Source organism: Mycolicibacter longobardus (assembly GCF_002102265.1).
Lineage (GTDB): Bacteria > Actinomycetota > Actinomycetes > Mycobacteriales > Mycobacteriaceae > Mycobacterium > Mycobacterium longobardum.
In genome coordinates, this window is the sequence record NZ_LQPG01000031.1 from 1 (window position 1) to 17,130 (window position 17,130).

3 protein-coding genes are annotated in these 17,130 nt (G+C 75.4%); all 3 read left to right on the forward strand.

Features of this window, described 5'->3' with window-relative positions:
* The coding region (locus AWC16_RS25215; protein WP_272937817.1) for a PE family protein at positions 1-4,335 on the forward strand (4,335 nt) is incomplete at its 5' end.
* A gap of 218 nt (positions 4,336-4,553) precedes the next feature.
* Complete coding sequence (locus AWC16_RS25615) at positions 4,554-11,018, forward strand: PGRS repeat-containing protein (protein ID WP_207572347.1); 6,465 nt, start codon at positions 4,554-4,556, stop codon at positions 11,016-11,018.
* Between the two features lie 81 nt (positions 11,019-11,099).
* Positions 11,100-16,913, forward strand: coding sequence for a PGRS repeat-containing protein (locus AWC16_RS25620; RefSeq protein WP_165759250.1), 5,814 nt, complete (start codon positions 11,100-11,102; stop codon positions 16,911-16,913).
* Positions 16,914-17,130: the final 217 nt, after the last annotated feature.

Here is a 17,130-nt window from a genome sequence, read left to right on the forward strand (position 1 = left end):
CAGGGTGGTGCCGGGGGTAAGGCCTCCGGATTCTTCGGCAACGGTGGCAATGGTGGTGCCGGTGGTGCTGGTGGTGCTGGCGGTAACGGTGGCCGTGGTGGTGACGGTGCCGATGGTGAGTGGGATGAGGTTGCTAGTGGCGGCAATGGTGGCCAGGGTGCTGGTGGTGGTAACGGTGCTCAGGGTGGCGTGGGCGGCAATGGTGGTCTCGCGGGTGCCGGTGCCGGCTTTGGTTCGGCGGGTGTTGATGGTTTAGGTGGCCGGGGTGGTGTCGGTGGTGATGCCGGGGTCGCTGGTGATGGTGGTGCGGGGTTGGATGCCACCGGTGAGCATCCTGATGGTGGTCATGGTGGCGATGGTGGGGATCCGGGTGCGGCCGGCCAGGGTGGTCTGGGTGGTCTGCATGGTGGGTCGAGCACCGAGCGTGCTGAAAGCGGCGCGGATGGTCAGGCAGCCACCAACGGCGGCAACGGCGGCAACGGCGGCGTTGGTTACACCGCGCGGTTTGCCTATGAGCGTGCCGGGATGGGCGGCAACGGTGGCGCCGCCGGGTTGTTCGGCAACGGTGGTGAGGGTGGTGCCGGCGGTAACGGTGGTTCCGGTGGCCCCGGCGGCAACGGTGGCTATGGCGGCGGCAATGGCGGTGCCGGCGGTGACGGCGGCAATGGGGGCATCGGCGGCGCGGGCGGCGAGTTGGGCGGTCACGGCGGCCGGGGTGGTGACGGTGGCACCGGCGGGGCTGGCGGAAACGGTGGTAACGGCACCGGTCTGAACAGCAATGCCGGCAGTGGCGGCACCGGCGGCAAGGGTGGCGTCGGCGGCGCCGGCGGTGCCGGGCGCGCCGGTTTGGCCGGCAGCTATGACACCGGCGACGGCACCGGCGGCGACGGCACCAACGGTGGTGCCGGTGGTAGCGGCGGCCAAGGTGGCGACGGCGGTAATGCCGGCATCGCGACCGGCACCGGCAACCTGGGGGTCAACGGCGACGGTGGTGCCGGCGGCAAGGGCGGTGACGCCGGTGCCGGTGGAGACGGTGGCCGCGGTGCCGACGGCGACGCCGCAAACCTCAACGGCGGCAACGGCGGTAACGGCGGCGACGCCGGCACCGCGGGAGCCGGCGGGAACGGCGGCGCGCAAGGTACCGGCGGCACCGGGGGCAATGCCGGCGCCCAGGGCGCCGAGGGCACCGCTCCCACCGGCGGCGGGAACGGCGGCGACGGCGGCGACGGTTTCAGCTCCACCACAGCGGGCGTCAACGGCGGTGCCGGCGGCGCCGGTGGCAACGGCGGCGACCACGGCAACGGCGGCAACGGCGGTAACGGTGGCAACGGCTTCACCGGCGCGGACGGCGTCAGTGCCATCACCGCGGGCGGCTCGGGCAGCAGCGGCGGCAACGGCACCGACGGCGGCGCGGGCGGCGCGGGTGGTCTCGGCGGCTCCATCGCGGGCGACGGCGGCGACGGCGGCCAGGGTGGCGCCGGCGGTTCCGGCGGCAGCGGCGGTGCCGGCCTCTCCGGCGCCCAGGCGAGCACGGCCGGGGCGAACGGCAACGACGGCGGTTCCGGCGGCAACGGCGGCAACGCCGGCGCCGGCGGCGCCGGCGGCAATGCCGGTGGGACCGCCGGCGGCTCAGGCAACGCGGGCACCAACGGCACCGGTGGGGCCGGTGGCTCCGGCGGTAACGCCGGTACGGCCGGTGACGGCTCGGACGGCGCCGCCGGCAACGCCACGAACGTCAACGGCGGCAAGGGCGGTGACGGCGGCGACGTCGGGACCGCGGGCACGGGCGGTACGGGCGGTGCGGCCGGAACCGGCGGAACCGGCGGCACCGCCGGTGCGGACGGCGACGCCGGCGCGGCGATCACCGGTCCGGCCGGTAACGGCGGTAACGGCGGCGCGGGCTACGACGCGGCCAGTGATACCGGCGCCGCGGGCGGCACCAGTGGCGGCAACGGCGGCGCGGGTGGCAACGGCGGAAATGCCGGCAACGGCGGCCATGGTGGTGCCGGCGGGGACGGCAAGACCGGCGTTGGTGGCAACGGCGCTGCCGGGACGGCGGGCACGTCCGCCAATCCCAATGGCGGCAACGGTGGCGCGGGCACCGACGGCGGCAACGGCGGCAACGGTGGCGCGGGCGGTAACGGCGGCGCACTGGCGATCAACACCGCAGGCAATGGCGGCGCCGGTGGCGACGCCGGCGCGGGCGGCAATGGCGGCACCGGTGGCGAGGGATTCACCGCGACGGCTGCCGGAGCAAACGGCGGCAACGGAGGCAACGGCGGCCAGGCGGGCTCCGGCGGTAACGGTGGTGCCGGTGGTGACGCCGGGACCGCGCAGTCCGGTGCCGTGGTCGGCGCCAACGGCGATGGTGGCCAGGGCGGCAGCGCCGGCAGCGCCGGCCAGGGCGGCAATGGCGGCCGTGGCGGCGACGGCAACGCCGCCACCCCCAACGGTGGCCGCGGTGGTGACGGTGGCGACCCGGGCAGCGTCGCGGGCACCGGCGGAGCCGGGGGCGTAGCCGGCGCCACGGTGGGCGGCGGTGGCACTGACGGCGCTGACGGTGCCAGCGGTACTCCCGTGCAGGGTCCCTCCGGCAATGGCGGCGACGGTGGTGACGGCTACACCCCGACCGCCGCGGGTGCTACGGGCGGCCATGGCGGTGCCGGCGGTAACGGTGGCAGTGCGGGCAACGGCGGCAACGGTGGTGCCGGCGGTGACGGTGTGGCCGGTGGCGCCGGCGCGGCGGCGACCACCTTGGGAGCCACCGGTGGCGCCGGCACGGCCGGAAGCAAGGGCGGCAACGGCGGCCAGGGCGGCAATGGCGGCCTCCTGGCGGCCAACACCGCAGGCAAGGGCGGTGACGGCGGCGAAGGTGGTGCCGGCGGTAAAGGTGGTAACGGCGCTACCGGCACCAGCAACGCGACTCAGAAGGACGGCGGCCGCGGCGGCGACGGCGGTGCCGGCGGCGCGGGCGGTGTCGGGGGCAATGGCGGCGCCGGCGGCACCGCCCAGAACGGTGCCGTGCACGGCGCTGACGGCGACAACGGTAACGGCGGCCAGGGTGGCGCGGGCGGTAATGCCGGTGCCGGTGGAGTAGCCGGCCGCACCAGCTCGGGTGACTGGACATTGGGTACCGGCGGTACCGGCGGTACTGGCGGCAACGGCGGCAACGGCGGGGCGGCCGGCGCCGGGCCGAGTGCAACCGGTGTCGACGGCAATGGCGGCGCCGGCGGCAACGGCGGCACCGGTGGCGTGTCGGCGGACGGCGGTGGTAACCCGCACACCATCCCGAACACCGCGGGGTCGGGCGGCAAGGGCGGCCTCGGCGGAAACGGTGGCACCGGCCATATCGGTGGTGCCGGCGGTGACGGCGGTAACGGCGGTAACGCCAACCCGCTCGCCTCGGTCAACGGCGGTGGACCCGGCGCGACCGCCGGGGCCGGTGGTAACGGTGGCGTCGGCGGTACGGCCACCGGCGCCGGCAGCACCGGCAGCACCGGTGGCGTCGGCGGGAATGGCGGTAACGGCGGCACGCCCGGCTGGACCAATCAGGGCGGCGCGGCCGGCGGCAACGGTGGTGCCGGCGGCGACGGCGGGACCGTCGGTAACGGCGGCACCGGTGGTAACGGCGGTGTCGGTGGGGCCGGCACCACTGCCAATGGCGGTAGCGGCTTGAGCGGAGCCAGCGGTGGCGTCGGTGGCGTCGGTGGTAATGGCGGCAAGGGCGGCTCGATCTCCGGTGACGGCGGTGATGGTGGCGTGGGTGGCCTCGGTGGCAACGGTGGCGGTGGCAGCAATGGCTCGAACGGCCGGGACGCTGCCTGGAATGTCACCAGCACCACCGGCGGCCAGCGCGGCGGAGATGGCGGCGGCGGCGGCGCGGGCGGTCAGGGCGGTGCCGGTGGAACCGCCACGAACGGCAGCGGCGGCAACGGTGGTGACGGTGGCGGCGGCGGAACCGGTAACAACGGTGCCAACGGCGGTCGCGGCGGCAACGGTTGGGGCCTGTACGGGGCGTCCCGCGGCGGTGACGGTGGAACCGGCGGTGCGGGTGGTGCCAGCGGCCAGGGCGGTGCCGGCGGAGCCAGCGCCAACGGGCCCGGCGGCGACGGCGGCGACAGTGGCCAGGGCGGCCAGGGCGGCAACGGTGGCAACGGCGGTGGCGGCGGTGGCAGCTACAACAGCCAACCGGGCGGTACGGGCGGCACGGCCGGCTCGGGTGGCGCGGCGGGCGCTGTCGGCGCCGGTGGCAGCGGCACCCCGACCGGCGAACCGGGTGAGTCGGGTGGCACCGGGCCGGGCGGCAGCACGGGCAACAACGGTCCCCATGGCTAGTCACGCACGCTCGCCTCGGGCACCAATGGCGCCACTGGCCCCCCGGGATTTGCCCCGGGGGCCCGACCGCGCTCTTGGCGAGCGGCCACGGCGTCATCGCCAGGCCCGAACCAGCGGCACTTCTATGAGCTCGATCGTCGTCCGCCTCACCGCTATGCGGCCCGCGTGCCCGCGTACGCGTACCTGTCACTGCTCTCCGGTCCAGTCCACTCACCCAGATGGGGGTCGTCCCAATGCCTCGTAAGCACCACAGCAACCGTCGTCGCGTCGTCGGCGCCGCCGGGGCACTGAGCGCTTTCCTCGCCTTCGGGGCGACCCCGCTGACGCCGGCGCCGGATGCCCACGCCGACGGTGAATTTGACTGGCTGATCGACCTGCTCGACCCCACAGCCTGGCCCGGCGTGGACGCCGGCGCCGACATCTGGGGCGTGGAGTCGTGGCTGGACGCCGACGCCGGGTCGGCCGCCGGCGATCCCTTCGACCTGACCGCGTTCGTCGACCAATACATCTACACCCCGATGCACACCAACATGGTCGACTGGATCAACAGCCCGTTCGGCACCCAGGTCAACGACTTCATCAACAGCACGTTCGGCTTCGGAAGCATCATCATCGGAAATGGTGCGGCGGGCACCGAACTGAATCCCGATGGTGGCGCCGGCGGTTGGTTGTTCGGTGACGGTGGAGCCGGCTACGACGGCTCGCTGACCGGAGTGGCCGGCGGTGACGGCGGCGCGGCCGGGATGTTCGGCAATGGTGGCGCGGGCGGGGCCGGTGGCGAGGGCTTCGACGGCGGAAACGGTGGCGCGGGCGGCACCTGGAGCGGTATCGGCGGCGCCGGCGGTGCCGGTGGCGCCGGCGGCGATGGTGGTGACGGCGGTGCCGGGGTCGGCTGGTTGTTCGCCATCGGCGGTGCCGGTGGTGCGGGCGGAGACGGACTGATCGGCACCGCGGGTGCGGTCGGTGTCGCCGGCATCGACAGCGGCAACGGTGGTGTCGGCGGCAATGGTGGCGTCGGTGGAAACGGTGGCGCCGGCGGAGCATCCAAGGCAATCATCTTCGGTGCGGGAGGCAAGGGCGGCGCTGCCGGCGACGGTGGCACCGGTGGCGTGGGCGGCGCGGGCCTGGCCGGCACCAACGGCGTCGACGGCGAGGCCGGCACGTTCGCCGACGGTGGTACCGGCGACGGCGGAAACGGCACCGACGGCACGGACGGCGGAAACGGCGGGACCGGTGGCAACGGCGGGACAGCCGGTACGGCCGGGGCCGGCGGGACGACCAATTCCTGGTTCGGGGTCAACGGCACGTCGGGGGCCGTCGGCCAGGCCGGCGACGGCGGCAACGGTGGTGCCGGTGGCGTCGCCGGACTCGGCGGCAATGGCGGTGCGGGCGCGGCCGGTACGGCGGAGAACGTCAACGGCGGCGCGGGCGGCGATGGCGGTGACACCGGCACGGCGGGCGCCGGCGGTGCCGGCGGACAGGCCGGCGGCGCTGGAGGCACGGCCGGTCAGCAGGGCGTCGACGGCGCCGAGGCGACCGGCGTAGGCGGTAACGGCGGCGCGGGTGGTGACGGCTTCAATGCCACCGCTCCAGGCGAGTCCGGAGGCAACGGTGGAGCCGGTGGTGACGGCGGCGCCCGCGGCAACGGCGGCAACGGCGGAGCCGGTGGAGCGGGGGCGGCCGGAACGAACGGGGCCGCTGGCAGCGCGGTGAGCCCCGATGGCGGCAACGGCACCGTCGGCGGCAACGGCGGCGCCGGCGGCGTAGGCGGCAAGGGCGGATCAGAGGCCGGTAACGGTGGCGCCGGAGGTGTGGGCGGTGCCGGTGGTACGGGCGGTAACGGTGGCAACGGGGTGACCGGGGCCAACGCCAGCACAGCCGGCGGAACCGGCGCGAACGGCGGCGACGGCGGCGATGGTGCGGTGGGCGGAAACGGTGGCGCCGGCGGCGCGGGCGGTGCCGTCGGAATCGGTGGGAATGGTGTGGCCGGGGCGGATGCCGCTGGTGGCGCCGGCGGCCGCGGCGGTGACGCCGGGGCGGCCGGCAACGGCGGGGCCGGTGGCCACGGGGACGCTTCTCACGTCAACGGCGGTAGGGGCGGTGACGGTGGCGACGTCGGTACCGCGGCAGCCGGCGGCACCGGTGGAGCCGCCGGCGGCGCCGGGGCCGGCGCGGGGGCCACTGGTGCACACGGAGCCGAGATCACCGGGGCCTCGGGCAACGGTGGCAACGGCGGCGCGGGCTTCAGCCCCACTGCCGCAGGACAATCCGGTGGCGACGGTGGAGCCGGTGGTGACGGCGGCGCCCACGGCAACGGCGGCAACGGTGGCGCCGGCGCGGCAGGCGCGGCCGGAACCAGCGGCCCGGCCGGCGACGACGGTACGCAGGCCGGCGTCGACGGCACCAACGGCGGCCAGGGTGGCGCCGGTGGCAACGGCGGCAGGGGCGGTGACGGCGGAGCCGGTGGCTCGCTGAGCATCAACACCGCCGGTGACGGCGGTATCGGCGGCGCGGGTGGCGCCGGTGGCAACGGCGGAGCCGGTGGGAAGGGCTTCACCGCGACCGCGGCCGGGGCCGACGGCGGCGACGGCGGTGACGGCGGCGAGGCCGGATCCGGCGGCAGCGGTGGTGCCGGCGGCAACGCGGGCACGGCGGCCAACGGGACGGTCGGCCTCAACGGCAACGGCGGGGCCGGAGGTAACGCCGGCGACGCCGGGACGGGCGGCAACGGCGGCGACGGCGCTGCCGGAAACGCGGCGAACCCCAACGGCGGCAACGGTGGTGACGGTGGTGACCCGGGCAACGTGGCCGGAACCGGTGGCGCCGGCGGCGCGGCCGGCTCCACCGCCGGTGGCGGCGGCATCCACGGCGGCCAAGGCGCCGACGGCATCGCCGCCAACACGGTGTCGGGCAACGGTGGCAACGGCGGTGCAGGCTTCAGCCCGACCAGTACGGCGGTCAACGGCGGTCACGGTGGAGACGGTGGCAACGGTGGCGCCGGTGGTTCGGCCGGCAACGGCGGCAACGGTGGTGCCGGCGGTGCGGGCGCGACCGGTGTCGGCGGCAACGGCGCGGTCGGAACCGCGGGCACGGCCGCCAATCCCAATGGCGGCAACGGCGGTTCGGGTACGTCCGGTGGTGACGGCGGCAAGGGCGGCAACGGCGGCGCCAGCGGCGTGCTGGTGATCAACCAGGCCGGCAACGGTGGTGCCGGTGGTGTCGGCGGTGACGGTGGTGCCGGTGGCACCGGTGGTGCCGGGTTCAACGCGACCACACCCGGCGGTAGCGGCGGTGACGGCGGTAACGGCGGTGAGGCCGGTTCGGGTGGCATCGGTGGTGCCGGTGGTGATGCGGGTGCGGTCAACGGCGCTGCTTCGGCGGGTGCCAACGGCACCGGTGGTAACGGCGGTAACGCCGGGGTGGCCGGTGCGGGCGGCAACGGTGGTGATGGTGCGGCCGGAAATGTGGCCAACCCCAACGGCGGTAGCGGCGGCCGTGGCGGTGATGCGGGCAATGTCGCCGGCACCGGGGGTGCCGGTGGTGCGCACGGCAGCGGGGGCACCGGCGGCGTGAACGGAACGGCCGGCGCCAACGGCACCGCGGTCAGTGTGGCCTCCGGTAATGGCGGTAACGGCGGGGCCGGGTTCAGCCCGGCCAGTGCGGCCGAGAACGGCGGCAACGGTGGTGTCGGAGGCAACGGTGGTGCCGGCGGTTCGGCCGGCAACGGCGGCAACGGTGGGGCCGGTGGTGCCGGCGCGACCGCCGTCGGTGGGACCGGCGCGGTCGGAACCGCGGGCACGGCCGCCAATCCCAATGGCGGCAACGGCGGTTCGGGTACGTCCGGTGGTAATGGCGGCAAGGGCGGTAACGGCGGCGCCAGCGGCGTGCTGGTGATCAACCAGGCCGGCAACGGTGGTGCCGGTGGTGTCGGCGGTGACGGTGGCGCGGGTGGTACCGGTGGTGCCGGGTTCAACGCGACCACACCTGGCGGCAACGGCGGTGACGGCGGCAAGGGTGGTCAGGCCGGTTCGGGTGGCACCGGTGGTGTCGGCGGTGATGCGGGTGCGGTCAACGGCGCTGCTTCGGCGGGTGCCAACGGCAACGGCGGTAACGGCGGTAACGCCGGGGTGGCCGGTGCAGGCGGCAACGGTGGTGATGGTGCGGCCGGAGATGCCACCACCCCCAATGGTGGTAGCGGCGGCCGTGGCGGTGACGCGGGCAATGTCGCCGGTACCGGCGGTGCCGGTGGTGCGCGCGGCAGCGGGGGCACTGGGGGCGTGAATGGAACGACCGGCGCCAACGGCACCGCGGTCAGTGTGGCCTCCGGTAATGGCGGTAACGGCGGGGCCGGGTTCAGCCCGGCCAGTGCGGCCGAGAACGGCGGCAACGGTGGCGCCGGAGGCAACGGTGGTGCCGGCGGTTCGGCCGGCAACGGCGGCAACGGTGGGGCCGGTGGTGCCGGCGCGACCGGTGTCGGCGGCAACGGCGCGGTCGGAACCGCGGGCACGGCCGCCAATCCCAATGGCGGCAACGGCGGTTCGGGTACGTCCGGTGGTAATGGCGGCAAGGGCGGTAACGGCGGCGCCAGCGGCGTGCTGGTGATCAACCAGGCCGGCAACGGTGGTGCCGGTGGTGTCGGCGGTGACGGTGGCGCGGGTGGTACCGGTGGTGCCGGGTTCAGCCCGACGACGGCCGGCGGCAATGGCGGCAACGGCGGCAACGGCGGTCAGGCCGGTTCGGGTGGCACCGGTGGTGCCGGTGGTGATGCGGGCGCGGTCAACGGCGCTGCTTCGGCGGGTGCCAACGGCAACGGCGGTAACGGAGGCAGCGCCGGGACGGCCGGACAGGGCGGTAACGGCGGTGACGGCGCCGCCGGAGATGCCACCACCCCCAACGGTGGTAGCGGCGGCCGTGGCGGTGATGCGGGCAATGTCGCCGGTACCGGCGGTGCCGGTGGTGCACGCGGAACCGGGGGCACCGGCGGCGTCAACGGAACGACCGGTGCCAACGGCACATCCGCGGTCGGCCCGTCCGGCAACGGGGGCGCCGGAGGCAACGGCTACAACGCGGCCGCCGACGCGAACGCCGCGGCCGGCACTCGAGGCGGCGACGGCGGTAAGGGCGGCAACGCCGGCTCGATCGGCATCGGCGGCCAGGGTGGTGCCGGTGGCAACGGTGCGGCTGGGCAGGCCGGCGCCAACGCCACCGCCGCGGGAGCATCCGGTACCGCCGGACTTACCGGCGGAGCCGGCGGCAACGGCGGCGCGGGCGGCAACGGCGGTGCGGTGTCCGGCGCGGCCGGCAACGGCGGCGCCGGCGGCCAGGGCGGCCAGGGCGGCGCGGGCGGCAATGGCCAGACCGGCGGGAACGGCGTCAACGCCACCGAAGGCACCGGAATCACCGGGGGCAAGGGCGGAAACGGCGGCAACGGGGCCAGCGGCGGTATCGGCGGTGCGGGCGGCAATGGCGGGGCCGGGGGCACCGCCGCCGACGGCAGCACCGGCAGCCACGGGGCCGGCGGTCAAGGCGGTGCCGGCGGCCAGGGCGGTAACGCCGGCGACGGCGGCACCGGTGGCAGTGGCGCCGGCGGCGGCAACAACGGGGTCGCCGGATCCGGCGGGGTGGGCGGCAACGGCGGAAACCGCGGCACCGGCGGGGCCGGCGGCTCAGGCGGCGACAGCGGCAACGGCCAACATGCCCTGAATGGCGCAGCGGGCGCGATCGGCGCCAGCGGCGGAAACGGCGGCACCGGCGGTGCCGGCGGCAACGGCCAGGGCACGGTCAACGGCGTCGCGCAGATCGGCGGTATCGGTGGCCGGGGCGGCGATGCCGGCACCTACGGCAACGGCGGTACCGGCGGTGCCGGCGGCAACGGTGCGGACGGAACCGCCGGCTACACGCCCCCCAACGGCCAGGCAGCTGGCGGCGGAACCGGTGGCAACGGCGCGAACGCCACCCAGGCCGGCCAGGTCGGTGGCAACGGTGGTCAGGGCTCGTATGCGGAATGCGCGAACTTCTGGGGCTGCAATGACATCGATGCTGGCAACGGCGGCAACGGCGGCAACGGCGGGGCGGGCGCCGACGGCGGCGCCGGTGGCACCGGCGGTGGCGCGAAGGCCGCGACCGGCGGCACCCGCGGCTACGCCTACGGCGGTGACGGTGGTGATGGCGGCGATGGCGGCAACGGCGCAGACGGCACGGCCGGAGCCGCCGGTGGCGCCGGTGGAGCCGGGGGCAAGGGCGGCTTGATCGCCGGCGACGGCGGCGACGGCGGTGTCGGTGGCCTCGGCGGCAACGGCGGTGCCGGCGAGCAAGGCGGCGACGGTGGAGTCGGGGGCGGTGGCGGCGCGGCCGAGAACTACCAGGGCACCGGTTACGCGAAGGGTGGCGACGGCGGCGACGGCGGCGACGGCGGCACGGGCGGAAACGGCGGCGGGGGCGGCAATGGCGGTGTCGGCGGCACCGCCGGTGCCGCGCAAGGCGCCGGTAGTGCGGGGACCAACGGTGTCGGTGGCGCCGGGGGCACCGGTGGCGCGGCCGGCGATGGCGGCGCTGGTGGTGCGCGTGGGGCGGCCGGACCGGCCACCGCGGGTGGTGCCGTCAGTGCGGACCCGGGCGCCCCGGGGCAGGCCGGCAGCGCCGGTGATGCGGGCACCAGAGGCACCGACGGCGCTCACGGATAGATCCCTTGCGGAGACGCGATATGTCGTCGCCACCCGCTTCCCCAACTAACTCCAATCATTCCCAGATAGAGGTACATTCCCATGGCTCGTAAGCGTCCCAGCGCAGTACAGCACGGAACCCGCGGCAGCGCAGGGCGTCGGGCGGTCGGTGCCGCCGGTGCGGTGAGTGCCTTCCTGGCATTGGGGATGGCGCCGCAGGCGCACGCTGACTTCGGGTTTGAGGACCTGTTCGACCCGAACGCCTGGGGGCCGTTGTCCGACTCCGGCACATGGGATTCGGACCTCAACTGGGATCAGCAGTTCGGCGGCGATGAGCTGGGCAACGCGCTGAGTGCGGTCTACCCCTACCCGGGTTCGGCGGCGGCGACATTCGGTGACCCGTTCGGGATCACGGGCCTGGTCGACCAGTGGCTGTATGAGCCGACGCACGCCTTGATGGTGGCCTGGATCAACGACCCGCTCATCGGTCAGCCGGTGAATGACTTCATCAACACCTGGTTCGGGTTCGGCTCGATCATCATCGGCAATGGCGCGGCGGGTACCGAACTGAATCCCGACGGCGGTGCTGCCGGATGGTTGTTCGGTGACGGCGGCGCCGGCTATGACGGTGCCCTGTCCGGGGTTGCCGGCGGTGATGGCGGCGCGGCCGGAATGTTCGGCAACGGTGGTGCCGGCGGCGCCGGTGGTTCCGGCTTCGACGGCGGCAACGGTGGTGCCGGGGGTAGCTGGAGTGGGATCGGCGGCGCCGGCGGCGCGGGCGGTGCGGGCGCCGATGGCGGCGATGGCGGCGCCGGACGGGGCTGGATCTTCGGGCTCGGTGGTGCCGGTGGTGCCGGCGGTGACGGGCTCGGCGGGGTCGCCGGCGCGATCGGTGTCGCAGGTGTGGACGCCGGCAATGGTGGCGCGGGCGGCAACGGTGGCGCTGGTGGCAATGGTGGCGCCGGTGGGGCGTCGAAGGCCCTGTTCTTCGGTGCCGGCGGCCAAGGCGGTGCCGCCGGCTCGGGCGGCAACGGTGGTGTCGGTGGCGAGGGCCTGGCAGGCACCGCCGGTGCCGACGGTGTGGACGGTTCGTTCGCCGAGGGTGGATCCGGTGCGGGCGCGAACGGTACCGCCGGCTCCAACGGCGGCAATGGTGGCGCGGGCGGTAACGGCGGCACGGCCGGCACGGCCGGCGCCGGTGGGGCGACCAGTTCCTGGTTCGGCCACGACGGAAACTCGGGCACGGGCGGTCAGGTCGGCAACGGCGGCAATGGCGGTGTCGGTGGCGCGGCGGGGATCGGTGGCAATGGTGGTGCGGGCGCGGCCGGGACCGCCGCTCATCACAATGGTGGCGATGGCGGCCATGGCGGTGACTCGGGCACCGCGGGTGCCGGTGGCGCCGGCGGCCAGGCCGGTGGCGCCGGCGGTGTCGACGGTGAGCAAGGTGCGGCCGGTGCAGCGGCGACGGGTGCCAGCAACGGCGGCAGGGGCGGCGATGGCTACGACGCGGCCGCGGACCCGAACGCGGTGCCAGGAGCTGCCGGTGGCAACGGTGGTGCGGGTGGCAACGCCGGCGCCCACGGTGTCGGCGGTGTCGGCGGTAACGGCGGTAGTGGCGCTGCCGGGCTGGCGGGCACCAGCAGCACCACCGCCGGCGTCGACGGCACGGACGGCGGCAACGGTGGCGCGGGCGGCAACGGCGGCCTCGGCGGCCTGAACGCCGATGGGATCTCGCGTGCCACCACCGGAATCGGTGGTGATGGTGGTGCCGGCGGTCAGGGCGGTCACGGCCACACCGGTCTGAGTGGTGTCAATGCCGGTGACGACGGCGAGTCCGGCACCAATGGTGGTGCCGGCGGCAACGGCGGTGTCGGCGGCACCGGCTCGACCGCGGGCCAGCAGGGCGCTGGCGGCGCCGGCGGTAACGGTGGCAGCGGTGGCGATGGCGCCGCGGGTGGCGACGGCTCGGACGGGATCGTGGGCAGTGTCGACGGCACGGCGGGCCAGGACGGCGGCGATGGTGGCAACGCCGGCTCCGGTGGTGCCGGCGGCCAGGGTGCCAATGGCCCCGCGGCCAGCGGTAGTGACGGCACTGCGGGTGTCGGTGGCAACGGAGGCTCCGGTGGCGATGGCCTGGCCGGGACCGACAGCACGACCGCGGGTGTGGATGGCACCGCCGGTGGCCATGGTGGCGCCGGCGGCAACGGTGGGCTCGGCGGCCTGAACGCCGACGGGGCCACGCGTGCCACCACCGGAATCGGTGGTGATGGCGGTTCCGGCGGTCAAGGCGGTCACGGTTTCACCGGTGGCGACGGCGCTACGCCGGGTGCCGATGGTGTGAGCGGCACCAACGGTGGTGCCGGCGGAAACGGCGGCGCAGGTGGCGCGGGTTCGACCGCGGGCCAGCAGGGCGCCGGTGGCGTCGGGGGTAACGGCGGTAGCGGCGGTGACGGCGCAGCTGGTGGCAATGGCGCTGATGGCACGTTGGCCAACCACGACGGCACGGCGGGCCAGGACGGCGGCGACGGTGGGAACGCCGGTGTCGGTGGTGCCGGCGGCCAGGGGGCTAATGGCCCCGCGGCCAGCGGCAGTGACGGCACCGCGGGTGTCGGCGGCAACGGTGGCCAGGGCGGCGACGGCTTGGCCGGGACCGACAGCACGACTGCCGGTGTGGATGGCACGGCCGGTGGCCATGGTGGCGCGGGAGGCAACGGCGGCCAGGGCGGCCTGGTCGCGGGCAGCACCACTCAGCGTGCGTCGTCGGGTGTTGGTGGCGATGGCGGTAACGGCGGCCGGGGCGGTCACGGTTTCACCGGTGGCGACGGTGCTGCGCCGGGCGCTGATGGTGTGAGCGGCACCAATGGTGGTGCCGGCGGCAACGGTGGTGCCGGTGGTTCGGGTTCGACGGTCGGCCAGCACGGTGCCGGAGGTGGCGGTGGCAATGGTGGCAGCGGCGGCAATGGTGCGGCTGGTGCTGCGGGTACGGATGGCACGCTGGCGAACCTCAACGGCACGGCTGGCGGCGACGGCGGCAAGGGCGGTAACGCGGGAACCGGTGGTGCCGGTGGTCAGGGCGCCAACGGTCTGGCGGCCGGTGGCTCCAACGGCACCGCGGGTGTCGGTGGCAGCGGCGGCGTCGGCGGTAAGGGCTTCGACGGTGTCGACAGCACGACTGCCGGTGTGGACGGCACCGCCGGCGGCCATGGTGGCCAGGGCGGCAACGGCGGCCAGGGCGGTCTGCTGGCCGGCAGCACCACTCAGCACGCGGCCTCGGGTGCCGGTGGTGACGGTGGCGCCGGCGGTCGGGGTGGTCACGGCTACACCGGTCTGAGCGGTGCCAATGCCGGAGACAACGGCGAATCCGGCACCAATGGCGGCCAGGGTGGTCACGGCGGCGTCGGCGGTTCGGGTTCGACCGCGGGCCAGCACGGCGTCGGTGGCGTCGGTGGCAATGGTGGCAGCGGTGGCGATGGTGCGGCTGGTTCCGCGGGCACCGACGGCACCTTGGTGAACCTCAACGGCACGGCCGGCGGCAATGGCGGCAACGGCGGTAACGCGGGAACTGGTGGTGCCGGTGGTCAGGGCGCCAATGGTCCGGCCGCCAGTGGCTCCAACGGCGCCGCGGGTGTCGGTGGCAGCGGTGGCGTCGGCGGTAAGGGCTTCGACGGTGTCGACAGCACGACTGCGGGTGTGGACGGCACCGCCGGCGGCCATGGTGGCCAGGGCGGCAACGGCGGCCAGGGCGGTCTGCTGGCCGGCAGCACCACCCAGCACGCGGCCTCAGGCAACGGCGGCACCGGTGGTGCCGGCGGTAAGGGCGGCAACGGCTACACCGGTCTGAGCGGTGTCAATGCCGGAGACAACGGCGAATCCGGCAGCAACGGCGGTGCCGGTGGTAACGGTGGCGCCGGTGGTACCGGTGCCAACGGCGGCGCAGGCGGAGATGCCGGCGTCGGCGGCGTCGGCGGCAACGGCGGCAACGGCATCGATGGCGCCAACGCCACGTCCGCCGGTGCGGACGGTGGTAACGGTGGCAGCGGTGGCACCGGAGGTCAGGGTGGCGCCGGCGGCCAGGGCGGCAGCGGCGGTGCCGCCACCACGGGCGTCGCGGGCGCGAACGGCAATGGCGGTAACGGCGGCCACGGTGGCGACGCCGGCACCGCGGGCAACGGCGGCAGAGGAGCCGACGGCGACGTCACCTACCCCGACGGCGGCAAGGGCGGCACGGGCGGCGAGGTCGGCGCGGCAGGCAACGGTGGCTCGGGTGGCAGCGGTGGCACCGGTGGCAGCACCGGCGCCAACGGCGGCACGATCACCGGCCCGGCCGGAAACGGTGGACAGGGCGGTAACGGCTTCAGCCCCACCAGCGCGGCCGACAACGGTGGCAACGGCGGCGCCGGCGGTGACGGTGGTGCCGGCGGCTCGCACGGTAACGGCGGCGACGGTGGCAAGGGTGGCGCGGGAGCCACCGGCGTCGGCGGTACCGGTGCAGTTGGCACTGCGGGCACGGCAGCCAACCCCGAGGGCGGCGCGGGTAGTTCCGGCCTGTCCGGTGGCAACGGCGGCAAGGGCGGCAACGGTGGTGCCAGTGGCACCTTGGCGACCAACCATGCCGGCAACGGCGGTGTGGGCGGCGTCGGTGGTGACGGTGGCGCGGGCGGCACCGGGGGTGCCGGGTATGACGCCGCCTCAGACCCCAACGCGGCGGCCGGCACCAACGGCGGCAACGGTGGCAACGGCGGTGAGGCCGGTTCCGGTGGTGCCGGCGGTGCCGGTGGCAACGCCGGTGCGGTCAACGGTGCTGCCGGTGCGGGCGCCAACGGCAACGGCGGCAATGGCGGCAACGCCGGGGTCGCGGGACAGGGCGGCCACGGCGGCAACGGTGCTGACGGTGACGCGACCACCCCGAACGGCGGGAACGGCGGTAGCGGCGGCGACCCCGGCAACGTCGCGGGCACCGGCGGTCAAGGCGGTGCGCACGGCACCGGCGGAACCGGTGGCGTCGACGGAGCGAACGGTGCCGGCGGCACGCCGGTGACAACCGCCTCCGGTAACGGCGGCAACGGTGGCAACGGCTACGACGCGGCGTCTGACCCAGGCGCCACTGCCGGCACCAACGGCGGCCACGGCGGTGCCGGCGGCAATGGCGGCTTGGCTGGTAACGGTGGCCACGGCGGGGCCGGTGGCAGCGCAGCCACCGGTGTCGGTGGCAGCGGTGCGGCCGGTACAGCCGGAGATGCCCTCAACCCCCATGGCGGCAACGGACTCCAGGGCGACGCCGGTGGTGACGGCGGCAGGGGCGGCAACGGCGGCAACGGCGGTCTGCTGGGCGCGAACACCGCGGGCAACGGCGGCAACGGTGGTACGGGCGGTGACGGCGGGGCCGGCGGCACCGGCGGCACCGGGTACAGCTCGACCGTGGCCGGCGCGAACGGCGGCAACGGCGGCAACGGCGGTGAGGCCGGCTCCGGTGGCACCGGTGGTGCCGGCGGCAACGCGGGCACCGCGCAGAACGGCGGCGTGGTCGGCATCAACGGCGATGGCGGTGCCGGCGGCAACGCCGGCAGCGCGGGCCAAGGGGGCGACGGCGGCAGGGGCGCCGACGGCGATGTCACCACCCCCGACGGCGGCGACGGAGGCAGAGGCGGCGACGCCGGCAATGTGGCCGGTACCGGTGGCCAGGGCGGTGCGGCCGGCACCACGATCGGTGGCGGCGGCACGGCTGGGAACCCAGGTGCCGGAGGCGCCCCGGCTACCGGCCCGTCCGGCAACGGCGGAAACGGTGGCGACGGCTACAGCCCGCCCGGTAGCGGAAACGGCGGTCAGGGCGGTGTCGGCGGCGACGGCGGCAACATGGGCAACGGTGGCGACGGCGGCCACGGTGGCGACGGGGGTGGCGGCATTACCGGCCCGTAGGCCCGGACGACGTTCGCCGAACGCTCGTTGAGAACAGATCAGAAATTTCCGTTGGCTCACTGTGATGGGCCGCTGTAAAGACTTGGGGCAAAACATGAATGGAAAGCGTCAGAGCGCAGGGCAGGCGGGAACCGGCCGGCGTCGTCGGGTGTTGGGTGTGGGTTCTGTGGCGGCGTTTTTGGGGTTGGGGGTGGTGCCGTTGGTGTCGTCTCCGGTG

Coding starts and splice junctions, on each gene's coding strand:
- AWC16_RS25615 (WP_207572347.1), top strand. CDS start 4,554: ATGGGGGTCGTCCCAATGCCTCGTAAGCACCACAGCAACCGTCGTCGC.
- AWC16_RS25620 (WP_165759250.1), top strand. CDS start 11,100: ATGGCTCGTAAGCGTCCCAGCGCAGTACAGCACGGAACCCGCGGCAGC.